This window comes from Bosea sp. PAMC 26642 (assembly GCF_001562255.1).
GTDB lineage: Bacteria > Pseudomonadota > Alphaproteobacteria > Rhizobiales > Beijerinckiaceae > Allobosea.
In genome coordinates, this window is record NZ_CP014301.1 from 1,850,530 (window position 1) to 1,872,766 (window position 22,237).

General features: G+C 66.0%; 17 protein-coding genes and 1 tRNA gene. 8 read left to right on the forward strand and 10 right to left on the reverse strand.

Annotated elements, in window-relative coordinates:
• Nucleotides 1-77: 77 nt before the first annotated feature.
• Genes modB through AXW83_RS08745 form a run of 3 tightly spaced genes read left to right on the forward strand, consistent with a single transcriptional unit; the run spans nt 78 to nt 2,225 of the window.
• Nucleotides 78-707: a molybdate ABC transporter permease subunit gene (gene modB / locus AXW83_RS08735; RefSeq protein ID WP_236841935.1), complete on the forward strand. Its 630-nt coding sequence runs from the start codon at nt 78-80 to the stop codon at nt 705-707.
• Nucleotides 704-1,792: a molybdenum ABC transporter ATP-binding protein gene (modC, locus tag AXW83_RS08740; protein WP_066612387.1), complete on the forward strand. Its 1,089-nt coding sequence runs from the start codon at nt 704-706 to the stop codon at nt 1,790-1,792. The genes modB and modC overlap by 4 nt, the downstream gene beginning before the upstream one ends.
• Nucleotides 1,793-1,850: 58 nt before the next feature.
• On the forward strand, nt 1,851-2,225 hold the full coding sequence (locus AXW83_RS08745) for a winged helix-turn-helix domain-containing protein (RefSeq protein WP_082767026.1): 375 nt from the start codon (nt 1,851-1,853) through the stop codon (nt 2,223-2,225).
• A 45-nt stretch (nt 2,226-2,270) separates the two neighbouring features.
• On the opposite strand, the gene AXW83_RS08750 is transcribed toward AXW83_RS08745, so the two are convergent.
• From AXW83_RS08750 to AXW83_RS08795, 10 genes are all read right to left on the reverse strand, one after another.
• Complete coding sequence (locus AXW83_RS08750; protein WP_066612388.1) at nt 2,271-5,822, reverse strand: molybdopterin cofactor-binding domain-containing protein; 3,552 nt, start codon at nt 5,820-5,822, stop codon at nt 2,271-2,273.
• Nucleotides 5,819-6,313 (reverse strand): (2Fe-2S)-binding protein, encoded by a 495-nt coding sequence (locus AXW83_RS08755; protein ID WP_066612389.1) that lies wholly within the window; start codon nt 6,311-6,313, stop codon nt 5,819-5,821. Before AXW83_RS08755 ends, AXW83_RS08750 begins: the two co-directional genes overlap by 4 nt.
• 398 nt (nt 6,314-6,711) lie before the next feature.
• Nucleotides 6,712-6,785: transfer RNA gene (locus tag AXW83_RS08760), tRNA-Gly, on the reverse strand.
• 85 nt (nt 6,786-6,870) lie between these two features.
• On the reverse strand, nt 6,871-8,073 hold the full coding sequence (locus AXW83_RS08765; protein ID WP_066612390.1) for a mandelate racemase/muconate lactonizing enzyme family protein: 1,203 nt from the start codon (nt 8,071-8,073) through the stop codon (nt 6,871-6,873).
• 4 nt (nt 8,074-8,077) lie between these two features.
• Entirely contained in the window at nt 8,078-9,301 is a 1,224-nt protein-coding gene (locus AXW83_RS08770) for a mandelate racemase/muconate lactonizing enzyme family protein (protein WP_066620149.1), read from the reverse strand.
• 18 nt (nt 9,302-9,319) lie between these two features.
• Nucleotides 9,320-11,044, reverse strand: a complete 1,725-nt coding sequence (locus AXW83_RS08775) for an ABC transporter ATP-binding protein (RefSeq protein WP_066612391.1) — start codon at nt 11,042-11,044, stop codon at nt 9,320-9,322.
• Complete coding sequence (locus tag AXW83_RS08780) at nt 11,041-12,168, reverse strand: ABC transporter permease (protein WP_066612393.1); 1,128 nt, start codon at nt 12,166-12,168, stop codon at nt 11,041-11,043. The genes AXW83_RS08775 and AXW83_RS08780 overlap by 4 nt, the downstream gene beginning before the upstream one ends.
• Before the next feature lie 3 nt (nt 12,169-12,171).
• Nucleotides 12,172-13,158, reverse strand: coding sequence for an ABC transporter permease (locus AXW83_RS08785; RefSeq protein WP_066612395.1), 987 nt, complete (start codon nt 13,156-13,158; stop codon nt 12,172-12,174).
• Between the two features lie 63 nt (nt 13,159-13,221).
• Nucleotides 13,222-15,177 carry an ABC transporter substrate-binding protein gene (locus tag AXW83_RS08790; RefSeq protein ID WP_066612398.1) on the reverse strand — a complete coding sequence of 652 codons (1,956 nt, stop codon included), beginning with the start codon at nt 15,175-15,177 and terminating at the stop codon, nt 13,222-13,224.
• 109 nt (nt 15,178-15,286) lie between these two features.
• A complete protein-coding gene (locus AXW83_RS08795) occupies nt 15,287-16,225 on the reverse strand; it encodes an aldose 1-epimerase (RefSeq protein ID WP_066612401.1) in 939 nt (312 codons plus the stop codon).
• 141 nt (nt 16,226-16,366) lie between these two features.
• On the opposite strand from AXW83_RS08795, the gene AXW83_RS08800 reads away from it, so the two are divergent.
• The 5 genes from AXW83_RS08800 (at nt 16,367) to AXW83_RS08820 (ending at nt 22,227) form a co-directional block, all read left to right on the forward strand.
• Nucleotides 16,367-16,576 (forward strand): hypothetical protein, encoded by a 210-nt coding sequence (locus AXW83_RS08800; RefSeq protein ID WP_066612402.1) that lies wholly within the window; start codon nt 16,367-16,369, stop codon nt 16,574-16,576.
• Between the two features lie 54 nt (nt 16,577-16,630).
• Nucleotides 16,631-17,476: an NAD-dependent epimerase/dehydratase family protein gene (locus AXW83_RS08805; RefSeq protein WP_066612404.1), complete on the forward strand. Its 846-nt coding sequence runs from the start codon at nt 16,631-16,633 to the stop codon at nt 17,474-17,476.
• Nucleotides 17,477-17,542: 66 nt separating this feature from the next.
• Nucleotides 17,543-18,799 carry a glucarate dehydratase family protein gene (locus AXW83_RS08810; RefSeq protein ID WP_066612406.1) on the forward strand — a complete coding sequence of 419 codons (1,257 nt, stop codon included), beginning with the start codon at nt 17,543-17,545 and terminating at the stop codon, nt 18,797-18,799.
• A gap of 205 nt (nt 18,800-19,004) precedes the next feature.
• Nucleotides 19,005-20,579 (forward strand): phosphoric/sulfuric ester hydrolase PehA, encoded by a 1,575-nt coding sequence (gene pehA / locus AXW83_RS08815; protein ID WP_066612409.1) that lies wholly within the window; start codon nt 19,005-19,007, stop codon nt 20,577-20,579.
• A gap of 10 nt (nt 20,580-20,589) precedes the next feature.
• Nucleotides 20,590-22,227 (forward strand): ABC transporter substrate-binding protein, encoded by a 1,638-nt coding sequence (locus AXW83_RS08820; protein WP_066612411.1) that lies wholly within the window; start codon nt 20,590-20,592, stop codon nt 22,225-22,227.
• Nucleotides 22,228-22,237: the final 10 nt, after the last annotated feature.

Genomic DNA, 22,237 nt, shown 5'->3' on the forward strand with positions numbered 1-22,237 from the left:
TTGGCAACGTGAGCGACTGGCTCTCTCCCGAGGAATGGACGGCGGTCAGGTTGAGCCTGATCGTCGCGACCACGGCCATGTTGGCGAGCCTGCCTTTCGGCCTCGCCGTCGCCTGGCTGCTGGCGCGCGGCCGCTTCTGGGGCAAGTCGATCCTCGACGCGGTCGTCCATCTGCCGCTCATCTTACCGCCCGTTGTCACCGGCTATCTGCTGCTGATCTGGTTCGGCCGCCGTGGGCCGGTCGGACACTTCCTCCATGACTGGTTCGGCATCGTGCTCTCCTTCCGCTGGACGGGCGCCGTGCTGGCGAGCGCGGTGATGGGCTTCCCGCTGATGGTGCGCGCGATCCGGCTCTCGATCGAGGCGGTCGACCGCAAGCTCGAGGATGCGGCCGGTACGCTGGGCGCCAACCCAGCTTACGTGTTTCTGGTGGTCACGCTGCCGCTCTGCCTGCCGGGCATTCTGGTGGGCATGATCCTGTGCTTCGCCAAGGCGATGGGCGAGTTTGGCGCCACCATCACCTTCGTCTCCAACATCCCCGGCGAGACCCAGACCCTGCCCTCGGCCATCTACACCTTCACTCAGGTTCCCGATGGCGATGCCGGCGCCATGCGGCTGACACTGATCTCGATCGCGATCTCGGTCACGGCGCTGTTTGTCTCCGAATGGCTGGCGCGCCTGGTCGCACGGCGAATCGCCGCCGAATGAGCCCCGTCATCGAAATCGCGGTTCAGCACCGCCTTGGCCAGTTCGAGCTTGATGCGGCTTTCACCTCGACTGGCCGGCTGACCGCGCTGTTCGGCCGCTCGGGCGCAGGCAAGACGTCTCTGGTCAATATCGTCAGCGGCCTGATCGCGCCGACGCAGGGGCGCGTCGTCGTCGACGGGAAGGTGCTGGTCGACACGCAGGCCGGCATCTTCGTCCCGGTTCATGAGCGCCGCATCGGCTATGTTTTCCAGGAAGCGCGGCTCTTTCCGCATCTCAGCGTGCGCCGGAATCTTCTTTTCGGACGCTGGTTTTCGCCACGGGATGCCAGGACCATCAGCAACCTCGAGGGCGTGCTCGACCTGCTCGGCATCGCCCATCTGCTGGAACGCAGGCCCGGCGCGCTTTCGGGCGGCGAGAAGCAGCGCGTCGCGATCGGCCGCGCCCTGCTGGCCAATCCGCGCCTGCTGCTGATGGACGAGCCGCTGGCCTCGCTCGACGAGGCCCGCAAGGCCGAGATCCTGCCCTATATCGAGCGGCTGCGCGACGAGACCGGCGTACCGATCGTCTATGTCTCGCATTCGGTCACGGAGGTGGCGCGGCTGGCGACGACGCTGGTCACCGTCGACCAGGGCCGTGTCACCGCCTGCGGCCCGACAGCTGAGGTGATGTCGCGCCTAGACGTCGCGGGTCTTTCGGGTGCGGCCGAGGCTGGCTCGATCATCGAGGGCCGTGTCGCCGGCCATGACGAAGCCTACGGCCTGACCACGCTGGCGACACGTGCCGGCCTCCTGCATGTGGCGCGCAGCATGATGCCGATCGGCGCGACCGTCCGCGTCCGCATCCTCGCCAGCGACGTGCTGATCAGCCTGACTTCCCCGGTTGGGGTCAGCGCCCTCAACATCCTGCCCGGCACCATCGCCGGGATCGGCGCGCGCCGCCCGGGTGGCGCCGTGGAGCTGCTGATCGACTGCGGCGGAGAAAGTCTCCTTGCCCGCCTGACCGCCAAATCCGTCGATACGCTCGGACTGGCTAAGGGTGTCACCGTCCATGCCGTGATCAAGAGCGTCTCGATCGATGCCCCCTGAGCACTTCCCTGCGAAACCACTCGCCCCCGCGAAGCATCGAGACGCAAAGGATGCCGCCATGCCCGAACGCCGGCTGCACAATCCCTCGGCGATGATCAGTCTTCGGGTCGATCTGCCCCCGGCAGGCCGTCTTGGTCCGGGCAAGGTCGCGTTGCTGGAGGCGATCGGGGAGATGGGCTCGATCTCGGGCGCCGGCCGCGCCATGAAGATGTCCTATCGCCGCGCCTGGCTGCTGGTCGACGACCTCAATCGCATCTTCCGCGCGCCCCTCGTCGAAGCCGCGCCGGGCGGCGCTAAGGGCGGCGGCGCGCATCTGACACCGCTCGGCCGCGAGATCGTGGCGCATTATCGCGCCATCGAAAGCAAGGCGATGAAGGCCGCCGCGCTGCATATCGAAGCCCTGCGGGACGCTCTGGCCAAGCCGCCAGCGTAGCATCGAGCAATTCGGTATTGAACAAGCGGGGAGACCCCCTGCCCTTCAACCTCCGCCGGCCCGCACCCTCGCGACCGCCGCCTCGATGTCGCGCCACTCCGGCCGGCCCGGCGCGAAGCGCTGGCGCGCATAGCGGGTGAGTTCGGCAATCTGCCGGTCGTCGAGCACATCGCGGAACCGTGGCATCGCGTTCTGCCCCGGCCGCGCACCTCCGGCGATGCCGTGCATGACCGCCTGCAGGAAATTCTCGGGCCGGTCCGCGTGGAGGTTGCTGTTGAACCCGAGCGGCGGTCCGGCACCGAGCGTCACCGCGCCGCGCCCCGCCTCGTGGCAGGAGGCACAGGCGCCGTCATAGAGCCGGGCCGCCGGCGTCTGGGCCGGATGCGCCGCTGACGCCGTCAGCGTCTCGATTTGCGTTGCCCGCGCCGCAGCCTCAGCGGCCGGCAACGGATCGTTGACGCTCCCGAGATAGCTCGCCATCGCCCTGATATCGCTGTCGGGCAGCGCACCGAGTTCCTTGACGACGTGCGCCATCGGCCCCGCCGCCGCGCCATGATGCGGCGAGACGCCGTGGCGCAGATAGGCAAACAGCGTCTCCTCGCTCCACGGGATCGGCGCCTGCGACAGCCGCGTCAGCGCCGGTGCGTCCCAGCCCTCGGCAACGCCCCCGGCAAGATAGGCCGCGCCGCTGCGCTCGGCTCCGAGAACGTTCCGCGGCGTATGGCAGGCGCCGCAATGGCCGAGCCCGTCGACGAGATAACGCCCCCGGTTCCACGCCTCCGACCGGGCCGGCTCCGCCGCGACAGGGCCGGGCCGGTTGAACAACAGGTTCCAGCCCGCCATCAGCGGCCGAAGGTTGAAGGGAAAGGCGAGCTTTGTCTCCGGATTGACCTGCCGAACCGCCGGCTGCGCCATCAGAAATGCGTAGAGCGCCTGCAGATCGGCATCGCTCGTCTTGGTGAAGCTCGGATAGGGAAAGGCCGGATAGAGCTGGCGCCCGTCGCGATGCACGCCCTCGCGCATCGCCCGCTCGAAGGCCGGGTAGGACCACGAACCGATCCCGGTCTCCGGATCGGGCGTGATGTTGGTCGCCATCACCGTTCCGAAGGATGTCTCCAGCGCCAGCCCGCCGGCATAGGCCGCGCCGCCCGGCGCCGTATGGCAGACCGCGCAAGCGCCCAGCGCCGCCAGCACGCGCCCGCGCTCGATCGTCGCCTGCGAGTAGGCCGACGGGTCGGGCCGTGGGATCGGCGCGATAGCAGGCCGGATCGGCAAGGCGACGGTCGCAAGGCCCGTCAGGCCGGCGAACAGCCCGCCGAGCCAGCCGAACCGCTTGAACCAACCCGGCGGCTTCGTCGGCTCAGGCGGCCTGGCGAGCAACGGCCTGCCGAGCCCCGCCAGCACCCTCTCCGGCGTCAGCGGCAATTCGCGAAAACGCACGCCGGTCGCGTCATAGACCGCATTTACGATCGCCGCTGCCGAGGGCACGGAGGCCGACTCGCCCGCCCCCATCGGCGGCTCGCTTTGCCGGTCCATCAGCACGACGTCGATCGCCGGCAGTTCGGGGAAGGTCAGGATCGGATAGCCGCCCCATTCGCGGCTCGCGACCGCGGTGGTCTCGCTGAACGCGACCTCCTCGCGCAGCACCCGGCTGGTCGATTGCACGACATTGCCGTGGATCTGGTGGCGCACCCCGGCCGGATTGATCATCATGCCGGTGTCCTGGCCGACGACGACGCGGGTGACGTTGACCTCGCCGGTCGAGCGGTTGACCGCGACCTCCGCGACCCAGGCCGACCAGGCCGCCCCGACGCCGGGCCAGTTGCCATGGACGTAGCGCGCCTGCGCAAAGCCCCTGCCCCGCACGATTTCCGTCTCGTCTTGCACGGCAGGCCCGACTCGCTCCTGCCAGCCGGCCCGCTCCGCCGTCGCCTTCGTCAACTCCGCCGCGCGCGGATCCGTAAGATGGCGCAGCCGGAACGCCACCGGATCCTCGCCCGCCTCCTCCGCAAGTTCGTCGATGAAGCTCTCATGCGCGAAGACATTGGGCATCGCCGAGACGCCGCGCAGCCAGGAGGCCCGCACGATCGGCGCCATATCGTGCACCGTGACGCGGATGTTCTCGTAGTCGTAAGGAGGACGCGCCGTCCGGTCGCCCATCTGCAGCGTCGCAGGCTGGGGCGAGACCTTGCCCGTCAACAAAAGCGCCAGCGTCGGCGCTGCATTGGAGGGATAGCGCGTCTGGAAATCATAAGCCGAGAGCGATCCGCCGGGCCCGAGCGCGCCCGAGACGTCGATGAGCTGGCCCGCGCCCTTGGGCTCCCAGAGGTGCTCCTGCTCGCGGGTCAATTGCACCCGCACCGGCCGCCCGACCGCCCGCGACAGCAGGACAGCGTCGGCACTGACATCGTCGGCGCAGTTGCGGCCATAGCAGCCGGCAGCCTCGGCCCGCACGACCGCGATCGCCTCTTCCGGCAAGCCGGTCAGGAGGGCGAGATCGCCGCGCAGCGGATAGGGATTCTGCGTCCCCGACCAGACCGTGATGCCGTCTTCGCGCACGTCGGCAACAGCGCAGGACGGGCCGATCGAGCCATGCATCTGGTAGGGCCAGACATAGGTCCGGTCGATCCGCTTCACCGCCGCCGCCAGCGCCGCATCGACATCGCCCTCGTCGACGAGGACGCGCGATTGCGACGGATGCGCACGTAGCGCCGTTTCAAGATCGCCGAGCCTGGCCCCGACCGCCCAGGGCTTCCACGACACCCTGAGGCTCTCGGCGGCGTCGGCCGCATCCTCCTCACGCGCGGCGACGACACCGACGAAATCGCCCTCGACCACGACGGCGATAAGCCCCGGGATATGCGCGACCGACGCCTCATCTACGGATTCGAAGCAACGCCCGACGAACTCCCCGCCATCGATGCCCGAATACGGCGGCCGCACCACGCGGCCATGCAGCATGCCCGGTACACGCACGTCGTGAACGTAGACGAACTGCCCCCTCGCCTTCGTTGGGATGTCCACTCGTGGAATCGATACGCCGATGACGCGATGCTCGGAGACGGGCTTGAACGCGATCTCGTCCGCCAGCGGCAGATGAATGCGGACATTACGCAGCAGCTCGGCATAGGGCACAGGCGCACCCGGACCGGTCGGCCGCAGCATCGCATCCGAAGTCGTCAGCTCCGCCTCGGCGACGGAGAGATAGCTCACTCCCAGCCGCACCAGATGGGCGCGAGCCTGCGCCGCCGCGATCCGCAACGGCATGGCGGTGACCTGGATCGTCTCGCTGGCGATCGTCGGTCCCTGATCGGGTGCATCGTCGGTATCGCCCAGCACCATCGTCACGGCCTCGACCGGAACGTCGAGCTCCTCGGCGACGATCTGCGCCAGCGCCGTGCGGATGCCGGTGCCAAGATCGACATGGCCGTTGAAGGCATAGATTCCGCCGTCGTCGGTCAGGCAGAGATGCAGGTCGAACGCATCCTCGGGCGCCTCGCTGTCCGCCGTGCCCGGCCTGCGCGCCACCACGGCCAGCACGCCGCTGCGTCTTAGCAATTCACGGCGGGAAAGCGCCCCGGGCTTAAGACCGTTCACGGCTGCGCACTCCGCGACGCGCGAACCAGACGGGCCGCCAGCATCGCGGCCCGCATGATCTCGACATGGGTTCCGCAACGGCACAGATTATAGCGCAGCTCCTCGCGCAGCTCCGCCTCGTCGGGATCGGGATTACGGTCGAGCAGGGCTTTGATCGTGATGATCATACCGTTGAGGCAATAGCCGCATTGCGCGCCCTGCTCGGCGATGAAGGCCTGCTGGACCGGGTGCGGCTTTTCCGCCGTCCCGAGCCCTTCGAGCGTGACGATCTCGCAGCCCTCCGCGATCCCCGCCGGCAGCACACAGGCGCGCGCCGCGACACCATCGACGATGACAGCGCAGGCGCCGCACTCCCCAAGCCCGCAGCCATATTTGGGGCCATTCAGGGCCAGATCGTTGCGCAGGATATAAAGCAGCGGGACGCTGCGCCTGGCCTCGACGACATGCTCGGCCCCGTTGACGCGCAGCCTGATCGGCGACGGCGTCGTCATGCGGGCGCGTCCTCGCCGCAAGCCGCCCTATGCACAACTCCAGCGTCCATCCGCACCAGCCAGGCTTCCGGCTCGCTTGCAGGGCAACAGCGCGCCTTTCATTTGTATACAAACAAGCTGCATGACCCGCCGGTGTCTGACAAGCCCTCCTTGCGGCAGTTGTCGTCCAGGGCCGAATGGCGGAGAGTACAAATTCGGCAAGCGGGATCTTGAGGATCGGACGGTCGCGCAGGCGCCCTGGTCCATCTGTCGTTGCCGCGCCGGTCATAGGCCGTTGGACCAGCCGTCCCGACATAGCTTCCGAACAGACAAATCATCCGGTGAAGCATCGCGCCCGACCGCCGAACTGGCGATCAGGCAACACCCTGATTGGAGCGGCGGCCGAGCTTGGCGAAAGCTGGAGCGGGTGGAGGGAATCGAACCCTCGTATTCAGCTTGGAAGGCTGCTGCTCTACCATTGAGCTACACCCGCATCGCCAACGGAAATCGACGATGCCGAGGGCGATGTCAAGACGTCCGCAGCCGCATTGCGTCCGCGGACACAGCCGCACACGCACCTAACAGTAGGCAGTGGAGCCGTCGGGCCGCCGGGGCACCTTTCGCTCCCAATGCACATAATCTTCCTTGCCAAGGACCTCCATATCCATCTCGACGCCCCAGCCCGGGCGGTCGGGCCGCAAGTCGAGATAGCCGTCCTTGGGCAGGTATGGGTCCTTGACGTACCAGGCGCCTTGCGAGCGGTCGGCCTTGGTGTTGGCGTCGCCGCTGCCATCCCCGAAGATGTAACCGGGCCCGTGCGGCAGGCGATATTCGAGGATGCGGAAATTGGGCTGCGCTGCCGAGAAATGCAGGTTGATGGCGGTCGCCAGCGGGCCCATCGGGTTGTGCGGCGCGACCGTGACATGATGGGCCTCGGCGATCGCGGCGATCTTGCGCATCTCCAGCAGGCCGCCGACGACGCAGATGTCGGGCTGGATGATGTCGCAGCCCCTGACGGACAGCAGGCGCAGGAACTCGTAGCGGCTGTAGAGTGATTCACCCGTCGCCAGCGTGCAGTCGAGCCGGCTCTTCAGTTCGCCCCAGGCTTCGAAATTCTCGGGCCGTAGCGGTTCCTCGAAGAACAGCGGGTCGTAGGGCGCCAATGCATTGCCAAGCTGGATCGCCTGCCCGACCTCGAAGATCTTGGCGTGGGCGTCAAAGGCGATGTCGTAATCGGCGCGCACGGTCTCACGCAGACCGCGGAAATACTCGGCGCTGGCGCGCACCACCTCGCCCCAGCGATGGGCGTGCATGTCGATGCGCCAGGGACTGAGCTTGAAGGCCGTCAATCCCCAGGCCTCGTTGAGCGCATCGAACTCGTCGCGTGCGATCGCGGGATCGGGCGCGGTGTAGACGCCGGCATAGACGCGCACCCGGTCGCGGACATGGCCGCCGAGGAGCTGGTAGACTGGCACGTCGAGCGCCTTGGCCGAGATGTCCCACAGGCAATGGTCGATCGCGGAGATCGCCGCCAGGCCCAGCGCGCCCGGCGGAAAGCGGCACTGCTGCATCAGATACTGGATCAGATATTCGATCCGGCGCGGGTCATGCCCCTTGATGAAGCCGAAGAGATAGTCGAGCAGCGGCTGCAGCGCCTTGTCGGGGCCGTGGTTGTAGCATTCGCCCCAGCCGGTCAGGCCGTCATCGGTGTCGATGGCGATGACGAGCCGCGGACGGTCCTTGTCGCGGGTCATGTACGCCCGCAGGCGCTCGATCTTCATGGGCTCAGTTCTCCGAAAAATAGGCGCCGCGCTTCCAGCGGGTCTGGACATAGACATGTTCACGGAAAGTGCCCTCGGCGTAGGAGCCGGCTCCTTCCGTCACCGGGATCGAGACGTTCATCTCGCTCGGCCATTGCGCAACGAAATCCTCGTCGATCTCGACGCCAAGCCCCGGACGGTCGGGAACCTCGATATAGCCGTCGCGCGCAACGGGATGGGGAATGACCGTCTTGGCCCGGCCCTCCCAGTCATCCTCGATGCGCTCGAGGACGAGGCCATTGGGACAGCTCGCGAGAAGATGCAGGGCAGCGTATTCCGCGACCGGCCCGAGCGAGCCTGAATGCGGCGCCAGCATGATGTGATGCGCCTCGGCCATCGCCGCGATCTTCTTCATCTGCGTGATGCCGCCGGCGCGCCCGGTATCGGGCTGCACCACATCGATCAGGTCGCGCTCGATCAGGTCGCGCTCGCCGAAGATCGTCGCCATGCGCTCGCCTGCCGCCAGCGTGACCGAGGAATGGTTGCGGATGCGCGCATAACCGTCGAGATTGTCGGGCGCGATCGGATCCTCGACCCACATCAGCCGGTAGGGTTCCAGCGCGCGGCAGAGCTGCGTCGCGTCGGCCGGGGTCAGCCAGGGCGGACCATGCAGGTCGATGGCGATGTCCATCTCGGCGCCGACCGCTTCGCGCAGCGCCGCGACTTTCCTGACGGGATCGGAGACGCCGCCGCATTTGATCGCGGTGACGCCGCGCTGCTTCAGCGACAGCGCCGTCTCGGGCGTGTTGGCGTGTCCATAGATCCGAATCCTGTCGCGCAGCTTGCCGCCGAGCAGGTTCCAGACAGGCGTGTTCAGCGCCTTGCCCTTGATGTCCCACAGCGCCATGTCGATGCCGGTCATCGCACCGGCGCCGACGACGCCGGTCATGCCGTGGCCCATGATCGCGATCTGCATCTTCTGCCAGAGCCGCTCGATATGGGCCGGATTCTCACCGACGAGCAGCGGCGTCAGGTCCTGGATCGCCGTTGCGATGACACGCGGCCAGCCCGAGCATTCGCCGATACCCGTGATGCCCTCGTCGGTGACGATCTTGACGAAGAGCCAGTTGCGGCTGCCCGTGAGGTTCTTCGAGAAGTGCTGTGCGCCAAACGAGCCGTCCGAGGCCCAGCTTTTCAGGCTGGGCGCGCCGGCGTGCATCAGGAAGGTCCGGATGTCGACGATTTTCATCGAGGCCTCCAATATTCATTAGCCGGCATATCGATGCCGGAGATGAATGTTGCGGGCCCGCGGATCGGGGCGAGGAATAGCCGAGAGCAGCGCCTGCGTGTAGGGGTGCGTCGGCGCATCGCAGACCTGTTCGGCTGACCCCGTCTCAACCACCTTGCCGCGATACATCACCGCCACCCTGTCGCACATGTAGCGGATGACGCCGATATCGTGGCTGATGAAGACATAGGACAGGCCGAGCTTGTCCTGCAGGTTCATCATCAGGTCGAGCACGTGCGAACGGACGGACACGTCCAGCGCCGAGGTCGCCTCGTCGGCGACGATGATGCGCGGGTTGAGCGAGATCGCCCGCGCGATGCCGATGCGCTGACGCTGGCCGCCGGAGAAGGCGTGCGGATAACGCTCCCGCCAGGACGGCTCGAGCCCGACCTGGCTGAGGAGGTCGGCCACGCGGTCGTCGAGTTCCTTGCCCTTGGCGATGCCGTTGACCAGGAGCGGCTCGCCGACGATCTGGGCCACCGTCATGCGCGGGTTGAGCGACCCGACCGGATCCTGGAAGATCATGCGGATCTCGCGCCTGCAGGCCTTCAGCGTCTGCGCATCGGCCTTGAGCAGATCGACGACACTGCCATCGGGGCGGCGGTAGTCTATGGCCCCGCCTTGCGGCTCGTAGACCCGCAGCAGGCAGCGCCCCATCGTCGTCTTGCCCGAGCCGGACTCGCCGACGATGCCGAGCGTCTCGCCCGGCCTGACCACCAGCGAGACGTCGTCCACGGCCTTCACCGGCGCCTTGGGGGAGCCGAAATACATCTGCAGGTTCTTCACCTCCAGGACGGGCGGCGCATCCTCCGGGATCGGCGGCCGACGCAGGCGGATCTCCGCCTTCTGCTCCAGCTTCAGCACGGAGCCGATCAACATGCGCGTATAGTCGTCCTTAGGCGCATGGAAGATCGTATCGACCGGGCCGCTCTCCTTGACCTTGCCGTAGTGCATCACGAGCACCTCGTCGGCGATCTCGGCCACCACGCCCATGTCGTGGGTGATGAACATCACAGCCATGCCGTGCTGCGTCTGCAGCCGCTTGATCAGGTCGAGGATCTCGGCCTGCGTCGTGACGTCGAGCGCGGTCGTCGGCTCGTCGGCGATCAGGAGCGAGGGATTGCAGGCCAGCGACATGGCGATCATGACGCGCTGGCGCATCCCGCCGGAGAACTCGAAGGTGTAGCGATCGACCGCGGCGTCCGGCTTGGGGATCTCGACCTGGGTGAGCAACTCGACGCAGCGCGCCCGGGCGTCCTTCTTGCTCATCTTCAGATGCAGCCGCAGCACCTCCATGATCTGGTCGCCGACCGTATGGACCGGCGACAGTGACGACATCGGCTCCTGGAAGATCATCGCGATCTCGCGTCCGCGCACGCTGCGGATCTCGCGGCCGCGCGGGTTCAGCTTGGCCAGATCGACCGAGGAGCCGTCGAGCCGGTTGAGCAGGATCGAGCCGGAGACGATGCGGCCAGGCGCATCGACGATCTGCAGGATCGAGCGCGCGGTGACGCTCTTGCCCGAGCCGCTTTCGCCGACGATGCACAGGGTCTTGCCGCGATGGAGCGTGAACGAGACGCCATCGACGGCCTTGACCACGCCGTTGCGCACGGGGAAGTGCGTGACGAGGTCGCGGACCTCGAGGATGGGTTGGGACGGCGCGGCGCGCTGTTCCAGGCGGGGCGCGAGATCGGTGACATTCATTTGTTGTACGGGTCCGCGGCGTCGCGCAACCCGTCTCCCAGGAAGTTGAGGGCGATCACGGCGACAACCACCGCGACACCGGGCGCAAACAGCCAGGGCGCGGTTGCAATCGAGCGAATGTTCTGGGCCTCGCGGAGCAGCACGCCCCAGGAGATGGTCGGCGGCTGCAGACCGAGGCCGAGGAAGCTGAGCGAGGTCTCCGCCAGGATCATCGCGGGAATGGCCAGCGAGACCGAGGCGATGATGTGGCTGGCGAAGCTCGGCAGCATGTGGCGGAAGATCACGCGCCCTTCCGAGGCGCCGTCGAGCCTGGCAGCCGTGACGAACTCCTCCGTGCGCAGGCTCAGGAAGCGGCCGCGCACCACGCGGGCGAGCTGGGCCCAGCCCGTGAGCGACAGGATCAGCGTGATCATGAAATAGTTCAGCGTCGCCGGCCAGTCCTGCGGCAGCGCCGCCGACAATGCGAGCCAGATCGGTATGCTCGGCAGCGACAGCACGAACTCGACGACGCGCTGCACGGCGAAATCGATACGCCCGCCGTAATAGCCGGAAATGCCGCCCAGCAGCACGCCGATGGTCAGCGACAGGAGCACGCCGACGAGGCCGACCGACAGCGAGATCTGGGCGCCCTGCATGATCCGGCTGTAAACGCAGCGGCCGAGGCGATCGGCCCCCAGCAGGAAGATCGGCTGCGTCTTGTTCTCGCTGGCGATGAGATGCGTCGTCGTGCTGAACAGCCCGAGCAGCTTGTATTCGTAGCCCTCGCCGAAGAAGCGGACATAGCTCTTGCGGGTCTTGTCCTCGCTGTAGATGGCCGCGAGCGTCTGCGGGTCGCGCTTGAAGACGTAGGGGTGGATGTAGGGGCGGATCGCCCAGCTGCCATCGGCGGCAGTGTCGATGAAATGGATCGGCTGCGGCGGATAGAACGCCGCCCGCGCATTCTGCTGCGAAGGGTCGTTGATGGCGAAGAAGCCCGGCACCAGTGCAATGATGTAGAGGAAGATCGTGATGTACAGGCCCACCATCGCCAGGCGATGGCGCTTGAACGCCCACCAGACGAGTTGCCATTGCGAGGCGACGGCGAGCCGCTTGGTGTCGATGGATGCAAGAGCCGTGTCGGTCATTGACTATTCCAGCCTGATGCGGGGATCGACGAGGGCGAGCAGGATGTCGCTGATCAGCGAGCCGACGAGCGTCAGCGTGCAGATCAGCAGCACGAAAGCCCCGGCGAGATACATGTCCTGGCTCATCAGCGACTGCAGCAGCAGAGGCCCCGCGGTCTGCAGGCTGAGGACGATGGCGACGATGATCGAGCCCGAGACCAGGTTCGGCAGCAGCCAGGAGATCGTCGAGATGAACGGATTGAGCGCCAGGCGCACCGGATACTTCAGCAGCAGGTGAAATTCCGACAGGCCCTTGGCGCGAGCCGTGGTGACATAGGGCTTGTGGAGTTCGTCGAGCATGTTGGCGCGCATAACGCGGATCAGGCTCGCCGTGCCGGAGACGGCCAGGATGATGACCGGGATCCAGAGATGCTTCGCCAGGTCGATCATCTTGGCGATGCTCCAGGGCGCGGTGAGATACTGTTCGGAGAACAGTCCGCCGACCTCCTGCCCGTATTCGACGGCGGCGACATACATCAGCACGAGCGCCAGCAGGAAGCTCGGCACGGCGAGCCCGAGAAAGCTCAGGAAGGTGACGATGTAGTCCCCGATCGAGTATTTCTTGACGGCCGAGAAGATGCCGATCGGCAGCGCGATGCCCCAGGTTGCGAGCAGCGTCGAGAAGGTCAGGACCAGCGTCAGCGCCATGCGCTCCCAGATCAGGTCTCCGACCGGCTGCTGCCACTCGAAGCTGATGCCGAAATCGCCCCGCAGCACGATGCCGGTGATCCATTTGAAGTATTGCACGATCATCGGCTGATCGAGCCCGTAGCGGGCCCTGAGATCGGCCGCCGTGTTCTGGTCGACCACCTCGTTGGAGGCGGCGAGCGTGGCGATATAGCTCGTGACGTAGTCGCCCGGCGGCAATTGGATCAGCACGAAGGCCAGGAAACTGACGACGACCAGGGATGGCACCATCCAGAGGAGGCGCTTGGCGATGAAGAGGAGCATGGACTGCCTGTCTCGATGCGAAAGAGCCCGGCTGCGCCTTGAACGCGACCGGGCTCGTGCAGATCACGTCGTGAAGAAGAACTGCTGCGGCAGAGCCGGGCCCGGATTGGGCCAGGACCAGGCATTGGGATATTTCGCCGGCACGTTCTGCAGGTTGTTCTTGGCGATGCCGAAGGCATTGACCGCCAGGCACAGGCCGATCGTCTCGAAGGCCTCGGCCGTCAGGTCGAAGAGCTGCTTCATGAGCTCGCCGCGCTTCTGCAGATCGGCCGTGGCGCGGGCCTGATCGTAGAGCTTCATGCGCTGCTTCTGGCTTTCGGGCGGCTCCTGACCGTCCTTGCCGCCCGAGACATACCAGAGCGTCCAAGGAATCGCGTAGCGCGAGCCCTGGGGATGGTGGGCGAAATAGTCGCGCGGGTCGAGCATCGGGTCGAGCCCACCCGGCCCCGGCCAGACGGCGGCGTCATGGTCGTTGCTGTCGCCGCGCGTGTAGTAGAGCGCGCGCTCGATCGTGTTGACCTTGATGTCGACGCCGATATCGGCCCAGTGGCGCTTCACTAGTTCGAGCGCATCGACCTGGTCGGGGTAGAGCGTCGGGATCACGTCGATGGCGAAGAAGACCTTCTGGCCGTCGGGCCGCAGGCGGATGCCGCCGGAATCCTTCTTGGCGTAGCCCAGCTTGTCGAGGATCGCATTGGCCTGGGCCGCGTCGAAGCCGGTGAACTGCTCGGCCAGCGTCTTGTTATGCCAGGGATGGCCCGGGCGCGGGCCGGTCTGGTAGGGCTGCGACTGGCCGAGATAGACCAGATCGATGATCTCCTTGCGATCGAGCCCAAGCGAAAGCGCCTTGCGGAACTCCTTGTTGGCGAACATCTCGCGCATCTTCGGATCCTTGTGCGTCATGTTCAGATAGATCTGAACCTGCTGCGCCGAGGAGTTGACGAGCTCGATCAGCCGGTAGCCGCCCTTCTGCATGTTCTGGGAAAGCGTCGGCTTGTTCTGAAGCGTGTCGATATGGCGCTCCTGGATATCCAGGCGTCCCGAGATCGCATCGAGCATCAGCGATTCGACATCCTGCGAGATGCTGAACGTCAGCCGGTCGATATAGGGCAGCTGGTTGCCGGCGGTGTCGACCTGCCAGAAATAGGGGTTGCGCTCCATCACCACGCGGGTCGTGCCGCCGGTATAGGCTTCCTTGACCACCCAGGGGTCGAGCGTCGGCTTGTCGACATTGCCCCAGCGCGCGGGGATTTCGATGTCGCCGCATTTGTTGCGGAACAGCGCCGCCCAGTCGGAGAGGTTCGCCGCCTTCACGAGGTCGGCGACGCTCGTGTTGTATTTCGGATGGAACTGGCTGCAGTAGTGCTTGGCATAGAGCGTCGGATACTGGCCAAGCGGCGTTGCAAGCTGCTCGAGGAACAGCGCGAAGGGGCCGGCGAAGGCGATCTTCACCGTCGTCTCGTCGATCTTCGTGGCCGTGCAGGCCTTGCCATTGATGACCAGCGTCGAAGGCGCCGATTTGAACAGGTCCGGGTTCTTGGCGCAGTCCTCGATCGAGAAGACGACGTCGTCGGCGGTAAAGGGCTTGCCGTCCGACCACTTCATGCCTTTGCGCAGATAGAAGGTGAACTCGCTTGAATCCGCGCTGACCTCCCATTTGTCGGCGACATTGGGCAAGACCTCGGTGAAGGCGAGGTTCCAGCGCACGAGACCCTGATTGCCGACCAGACGCAGGATGCCGTTATGGTCCGACGAGCCGCGCAGGCCGCGCCGCAACGAGCCACCATAGCGGCCGACCTTCTCGACAGGAACGACCATCGGATTGGCCGGGATGCGCTCGGCCAGCGCCGGCAATTTGCCGTCCGCCGTCATCTTGGCCAAGGCCGGAGCCTCTTTGGCGGCCTGGGCCATCGCGCCCTGCGGGATCGCCGACAGCGTGGCTGCCCCGGCCAGCCCTTTCAGCACGTCGCGGCGGCGAACGCCATCCACCAGGCCAGACCCGTTCTTCGAGTTCCTCATTGTATCCTCCCTGTTGAATTCATGGCCATTTTCGGCCTTATGTCGTTGTCCGAAGCTTGGCTTCGGCGTGCCACCAGTTCGGGTTCCTACCCCGGTCTGGCGGTTCGATTCATGTTACCCCGATGCGCATCCGTCCCCAAATGGCCGCGCCCGGCGCCAGCACGCGCATGCCCGTGCCATCGGCTCCGCGTGAGGCGAGATTGAAGGCGTCGGCGACATGGCTCACCGGCTCGATACAGAGATAGGCCCCGCCCGGCGGCACATGGACGACGAGGTGATCGAAAGGCTGGTCGGCCTCGATCGTGATGGTCGCGCCATCCTGCCGCGTGATCACGGCGCGTCCGTCCCAGCCGGCAAAATAGAGCGTGATGGGCTCGCCATCATGCAGCCGGTCCTGGTTGCGCCCGGCGCCCTCCAGGCGGCGCAGCCGGGTTGCGCAGCCATCCTCGCCCTGCTCCCATTCGGCCTGCGCGGAGAAGCGGATGGTGTCCCCATGCGCGACCGCGAAATAAGGGTGGAGACCAAGACCCACCGGCATATCGCCGTCCGCGTGGCTCTCGACGCCGATCTCATGGGTCATTCCCGCAGGATCGAGCGTGATCTTCTGGATCGCCTCGAACGCCCACGGCCAGGCATCGGAGGCCTCCGCGGGATCATGCCGATAGCGCATCTCGATGTGCTCCGCGCTCGCTTGCGTCACGCGCCATTCCCGCAACTGGCTGAAGCCATGCAGCGCATGCGGCTTGCAGGCCGGATGCGGCGCCAGCCTGACCTCGCGCTCGCCGAAGGAGAAGGTGCCTGCCCGGATGCGGTTTGAAAAGGGAGCGAGCGGATAGGTGCCGGCCTTGGGCCAGAACAGCGGGTCGAAACCGCCATCGTCCATCGGCATCAGCACATCGGCGCGCTGGCCACCGGCCTCGCGCCAGAAAGCGGCGACCCGCCCGCCCGCTGCTGGCCGCACCAATGCCCGCATCGCCCCGGCCGACAGACCGAGCGGCTGCGGAGAGTCCCGTTCCGATATCAGCGCTGACGTGTCCTCGAGGATCATCGCACTCGTGTCTTGCTACGCTTGAAATTTCAGATATCAGAGACAGCCATATGATTTGCCTCTGGCTTCGTCAACGCACCATTTGGAACGCCATCGCTTTTCTCGTAACGGGCCGCCCGCGGCGGAGAGGATTGTCTTTTGATGCTTGCATCCGTCACGGCGAGCGACATGCGGCTTCTGTCCTTGCCTGAGCCACGCCCGACCGGGCTGACCTTCGGCGGGCCGGACGAAGACATGCTTTACGGCACGAGCGGCCGGATCGGACTGGCACCGCAGCAGATTGCCAAGGCCCCGGCATCGGGGGGCGTCTTCGCCCTCGACCGTCATCGCCGCGCAGCGCTACTAAGCTGAGCCGGGAAGTCATCGGGCAACCACCTCTCAAGACCAGAAGCCGGGAGACGACGCATGGAACCGCAACCGCCGAGCCCTGTCCGCAACCTCCTGATCACAGGCGGGACCGGAAATATCGGGCGGAAACTGCGCCAGGAGCTGGGCTCCCGCTTCGCCCGCGTCCGTATCCTCGACAGGCTCGCTCCGGCCGAACTCGCGGCCAACGAGGACGCGGTGGTGGCTGACATCACCGACCTCGCCGCCGTCGAACGCGCCATGGCGGGCATGGACGCGGTGATCCACCTGGCGGGCATCCCGCGCGAGGCCGAGTTCGAGGCCATTCTGCAGACCAATGTCATCGGCACCTGGAACATCTACGAGGCGGCGCGGCGCGGGGGGGTCGGGCGTGTCGTGTTCGGTTCGAGCAATCACGCCGTCGGCTTCTATCCAACCCATCAACGGATCGATGCCTCGGCCTTGCCGCGACCGGACAGCCGCTATGGACTCAGCAAATGCTGGGGGGAAGCAGTCGGCGCCCTCTATGCCGACAAATACGGGATCAGGAGCCTTCATGTGCGGATCGGCAATGCCGTCGGTACGCCCTATAATGCCCGTATCCTCAAGATCTGGATCAGCGCGCGGGATCTCGCCCAGCTCTGTCTGATCGGGCTGGAGCATCCCGACATCCACAACACCATCGTCTACGGCGTCTCGGACAATGCCGGCAGCTGGTACGACAATTCTATCGCCTATGGACTGGGCTACAGGCCTCAAGATCATGCCGAGAACTACACCGAGGAGGCCATGGCAGGCGAGGCCGGGCTGATTCATGAGCCGGCGGCGCTCTATTTCCAGGGCGGCGGCTTCTGTGCCCTCGAATATGCCGGAGCGCCCGTTCCGCCTCCCGCCCCGGGTGCGTGAAGCGCCGGAGCGCGGCCTGATACCGGACGTTCCAGCACAGCCCCTGCCCTCCTTGCGAGACCTTCGATGCGCATCACCGCTGTCCGTGTCACCCCCGTCGCCTTTCGCGATCCGCCGCTCCTGAATGTGGCGGGCGTCCACCAACCCTGGGCGCTGCGCAGCATCATCGAGGTCGAGACGGCCTCTGGCCGGATCGGGCTCGGCGAGAGCTATGGCGATCTCGAGACCCTGGCCAATCTGGAAAAGGCGAGGCCCGGGCTCATCGGCCTCGATCCCTTCAATCTGAATGGGCTCGCCCGCGTGGTCTACGCTGTAGTGGGCGACGATTCCGATCCCGGCCAGACCTACCCGCCGGGCGGCGACAAGGCCCGCGCCTCGGCGCTTGCGGCATTCGAGGTCGCCTTCCTCGATCTCCAGGGCCAGATTATCGATCGGCCGCTTTACGAACTCCTGGGCGGCAAGGTCCGCGACCGCGTCCCCTACAGCGCCTATCTGTTCTACAAATTTGCCCGGCACAAGGACGACCCCGGCTATCCTGCAGATGACTGGGGCGAGGCGTTGTCGCATGAGCAGATGGTCGAACAGGCGCGCCGCATGGTCGACGAGTTCGGCTTCGGCTCGATCAAGCTCAAGGCCGGTGTCTTCGAGCCGGAGTTCGAGATCGAGACGTTGCGGCACCTGCGCCGCGCCTTCCCGGACCATCCGCTGCGGATCGACCCCAATGGCGGCTGGTCGGTGGAGACGACGCGCCGGGTGATGCCGCAGCTCGAGGGTCTGCTGGAATATCTAGAGGATCCGGTTCGGACGCTGAGCGAAATGGGAGAGGTCGCGACCTTTTCGCCGATGCCGCTCGCCACTAACATGGTCACGATCGCGTTCGGACACATTCCGGAGACGATCCGCCTCAACGCCGTGCAGGTCGTGCTGTCGGACCATCACTATTGGGGCGGCCTTCGCGCGACGCAGCATCTCGCCCATCTCGGGCGCGTGTTCGGCTTCGGCATTTCCATGCATTCGAACTCGCATCTCGGCATCAGCCTGGCGGCGATGACCCATGTCGGCGCCGCGATCCCCAACCTCGCCTATGCCTGCGACACGCACTACCCCTGGCAGGTGGAGGAGGTCATCGAGGGCGGCAAACTGCCGATCGAGAACGGCTCGGTGGCGCCGCCGCCAGGTCCCGGGCTCGGCGTCAGTCTGGATCGCGACGCCCTCGCGCGGCTCCACCGGCAATATCTGGACTGCGGCATCCGCGTGCGGGACGACGCAGGGGAGATGCGAAAGCACCGCCCCGATTTCGACCCCAGGCGCCCGCGCTTCTGAACGGCGTCGGCGTTTCGTGCCGCAGCTGTCTGGGAGCCTGCACATCCTGTCGAGCCTGCTCCGGACGTGGCCAAAACCGACACTGGCCGCAACCTCCGATCTCCATTCGTAGGCCGGCGCTTGGAGCACAGGTTTAGACCCATCGCTGCCGGTCATCGGGGCGTCATCCGCAGCTCATAGGCAGACGCGATCCAAGTGAGGTCGCATGTCGCGTCGAAACGTTCTGCTCATCGTCGTCGATCAATGGCGGGCTGATTTCGTGCCGCATCTGTTGCGGGCGAAAGGCCAGGCGCCGTTTCTGAAGACGCCCAACCTCGACCGGATCTGTGCCGAGGGCGTCACCTTCGCCAACCATGTCACGGCCTGCGTACCCTGCGGCCCGGCCCGCGCAAGCCTGCTGACGGGCTTGTATCTGATGAACCATCGCGCCGTGCAGAACACGGTGCCGCTCGATCAGCGCCATTTCAATCTCGGCAAGGCGCTGCGCGCGATCGGCTACGATCCCGCCCTGATCGGCTACACCACGACGACGCCGGACCCGCGCTCGACGGCCAAACAGGACCCGCGCTTCCTCGTGCTCGGCGACCTGATGGACGGTTTTCGCTCCGTCGGCGCCTTCGAGCCGAATATGGACGGCTATTTCGGCTGGGTTGCGCAGAACGGCTTCGAACTGCCTGAGAACCGCGAGGACATCTGGCTTCCCGAAGGCGAAGACGCGGTGCCGGGCGCAACCGAGCGTCCCGCGCGCATTCCCAAAGAGCTGTCGGATTCCTCGTTTTTTACCGAGCGGGCGCTGACCTATCTCAAGGGTCGCGACGGAAAACCGTTCTTCCTCCATCTCGGCTACTACCGGCCGCATCCGCCCTTCGTCGCACCGGCGCCCTATCACGAGATGTACCGGGCCGCCGACATGCCCGCGCCGATCCGTGCCGACTCGCCCGAAGCCGAGGGCGCCCAGCACCCGCTGATCAAATACTATGTCGACGCTATCAAGCGCGGCTCGTTTTTCCATGGTGCGGAAGGCTCCGGCGCGACGCTCGACGAAGCCGAGATCCGCCAGATGCGCGCAACCTATTGCGGGCTGATCAGCGAGATCGACGACTGCCTCGGCCAGGTCTTCGCCTATCTCGACGAGACCGGGCAGTGGGACGACACGCTGGTCGTTTTCACCTCCGACCATGGCGAGCAGCTCGGCGACCATCATTTGCTCGGCAAGATCGGCTTCCACGACGAGAGCTTCCGCATTCCGCTCGTCGTCAAGGATCCGCGCGGGGCTGAAGGCCGGCGCGGCGCGATCGAGGAGGCCTTCACCGAGAGCGTCGACGTGATGCCGACGATCCTCGACTGGCTCGGCGGCGACGCGCCCCGCGCCTGCGACGGCCGCTCGGTGATGCCCTTCACGCAAGGGGGCCGCCCGGCCGACTGGCGCACCGAACTGCACTACGAATACGATTTCCGCGACGTGCACTATTCCGAACCGGAAAAGGTCCTCGGCCTCGGCATGGACGAGTCCAGCCTCTGCGTCGTGCAGGACGAGAACTACAAATACGTCCACTTTGCCGCGCTGCCGCCGCTCTTCTTCGACTTGGCGCAAGACCCAAACCAGTTCGTCAATCTGGCGGAAGACCCTGCCTATGCGGCTCTCGTCCTCACCTACGCCCAGAAGGCGCTGTCCTGGCGGCTGATCCATGCCGACCGGACGCTGACCCATTTCCGCTCCAGCCCGCGTGGGCTCGAGCAGCGCGATCCTTCGACCGGCCCTCTCCCATCAAACCAGTAGGACCTCGATCATGACCCGCTCCATAACACGCCGCAGCGCGCTTGCTCTCGGCGGCTCCGCACTGATCCTGCCCCGCTTTGCGATCGCCCAGGCCGACAATCGGCCGTCGATCACCGTCGCGGTCCAGAAGATTTCGAACACGAACCTGCTCGACGTACTGCGCGAGCAGTCCAATGTCGGCGAGCGGATCTTCTTCTCCTCGATCTGGGAAGGCCTGATCGGCAAGAACTGGACCGGCAATCTCGAGCCCGTGCCCGGCCTCGCCACCGAATGGAAGCGCATCGACGACAAAACCGTCGAGCTCAAGCTGCGCCAGGGCGTCAAGTTCCACAACGGCGACGAGATGACGGCCGAGGACGTCGTTTTCTCCTTCGGCAAGGAGCGCATGTTCGGCGACACCAAGCCGAGCGCCGGCAAGACGATCTCAGCCGACTTCACCGTCGGCGGCGGCCGCGCCTCCAAGGAACTGCCTGCCGAGGTCCCGGCCGTGGCACGCCGCGCCTGGCCCGCCCTGCTCGGCGTCGAGGTCGTCGACAAGCACACCGTGCGCTTCGTCAACGGCACGCCCGACGTCACGCTGGAAGGGCGCATCTCGCGGTTCGGCAGCGAGATCATGAACCGCCGCGCCTTCGAGGAAGCCAAGACCTATAGCGACTGGGCCTCGAAACCCGTCACCACCGGCCCCTACCGCGTCGCGGAATACCGTCCCGACGTGTCGCTGCTGCTGGAAGCCCATGACGAATACTGGGGCGGCCGCCCGCCGCTGAAGTCGGTGCGCTTCGTCGAGGTTCCGGAGACGGCCTCCCGCATCAACGGCCTTCTCTCGGGACAATACCAGTTCGCCTGCGACATCCCGCCGGACCAGATCGCGCAGATCGAGAAGAACCCCGCCTTCGAGGTCCAGGGCGGCACGATCCTGAACCATCGCCTGACCGTCTTCGACAAGAGCCATCCGCAGCTCGTCAATCCGCTGGTGCGCCGCGCGATGACCCATTCGATCGACCGGCAGGCCATCGTCGACTCGCTCTGGGCCGGCCGGACCTCGATCCCCAAGGGTCTGCAATGGCCCTATTACGGCGACATGTTTCTCGCCGACTGGTCGGTGCCGGCCTTCGACCTCAAGGTCGCCAAGGATCTGGTCAGGCAGTCGGGCTACAAGGGCGATCCGATCCCCTACCGCCTGCTGAACAACTACTACACCAACCAGACTGCGACCGCGCAGATCCTGGTCGAGATGTGGAAAGAGGCCGGCCTCAACGTCGAGATCCAGGTCAAGGAGAACTGGCAGCAGATCCTTGAGCGGACCCCGACACGGGCCGTGCGCGACTGGTCGAACTCGGCACCCTTCAACGATCCGGTCTCGTCGCTCGTCAGCCAGCACGGCCCCAACGGCCAGCAGCAGCAGGTCGGCGAATGGACCAATGCCGAGCTGAACATGCTCTCCGTCGAGCTGGAAACCTCGATGGACCAGGCCCGCCGCAAGGCAGCCTTCCGCCGCATGCTGGAAATCGCCGAGCGCGAGGACCCCGCCTATACCGTGCTCCACCAGAACGCGACCTTCACGGCCAAGCCGAAAGCGCTCGCCTGGAAGGCCTCTCCTGCTTTCGCCATGGACTTCCGTGCCGGGAACTGGGGCGGACGAAGCTGAGGCCGACTTT

Coding starts and splice junctions, on each gene's coding strand:
- modB (WP_236841935.1), top strand. CDS start 78: ATGTTGGCGAGCCTGCCTTTCGGCCTCGCCGTCGCCTGGCTGCTGGCG.
- modC (WP_066612387.1), top strand. CDS start 704: ATGAGCCCCGTCATCGAAATCGCGGTTCAGCACCGCCTTGGCCAGTTC.
- AXW83_RS08745 (WP_082767026.1), top strand. CDS start 1,851: ATGCCCGAACGCCGGCTGCACAATCCCTCGGCGATGATCAGTCTTCGG.
- AXW83_RS08755 (WP_066612389.1), bottom strand. CDS start 6,313: ATGACGACGCCGTCGCCGATCAGGCTGCGCGTCAACGGGGCCGAGCAT.
- AXW83_RS08765 (WP_066612390.1), bottom strand. CDS start 8,073: ATGAAGATCGAGCGCCTGCGGGCGTACATGACCCGCGACAAGGACCGT.
- AXW83_RS08770 (WP_066620149.1), bottom strand. CDS start 9,301: ATGAAAATCGTCGACATCCGGACCTTCCTGATGCACGCCGGCGCGCCC.
- AXW83_RS08775 (WP_066612391.1), bottom strand. CDS start 11,044: ATGAATGTCACCGATCTCGCGCCCCGCCTGGAACAGCGCGCCGCGCCG.
- AXW83_RS08780 (WP_066612393.1), bottom strand. CDS start 12,168: ATGACCGACACGGCTCTTGCATCCATCGACACCAAGCGGCTCGCCGTC.
- AXW83_RS08785 (WP_066612395.1), bottom strand. CDS start 13,158: ATGCTCCTCTTCATCGCCAAGCGCCTCCTCTGGATGGTGCCATCCCTG.
- AXW83_RS08790 (WP_066612398.1), bottom strand. CDS start 15,177: ATGAGGAACTCGAAGAACGGGTCTGGCCTGGTGGATGGCGTTCGCCGC.
- AXW83_RS08795 (WP_066612401.1), bottom strand. CDS start 16,225: ATGATCCTCGAGGACACGTCAGCGCTGATATCGGAACGGGACTCTCCG.
- AXW83_RS08800 (WP_066612402.1), top strand. CDS start 16,367: ATGCTTGCATCCGTCACGGCGAGCGACATGCGGCTTCTGTCCTTGCCT.
- AXW83_RS08805 (WP_066612404.1), top strand. CDS start 16,631: ATGGAACCGCAACCGCCGAGCCCTGTCCGCAACCTCCTGATCACAGGC.
- AXW83_RS08810 (WP_066612406.1), top strand. CDS start 17,543: ATGCGCATCACCGCTGTCCGTGTCACCCCCGTCGCCTTTCGCGATCCG.
- pehA (WP_066612409.1), top strand. CDS start 19,005: ATGTCGCGTCGAAACGTTCTGCTCATCGTCGTCGATCAATGGCGGGCT.
- AXW83_RS08820 (WP_066612411.1), top strand. CDS start 20,590: ATGACCCGCTCCATAACACGCCGCAGCGCGCTTGCTCTCGGCGGCTCC.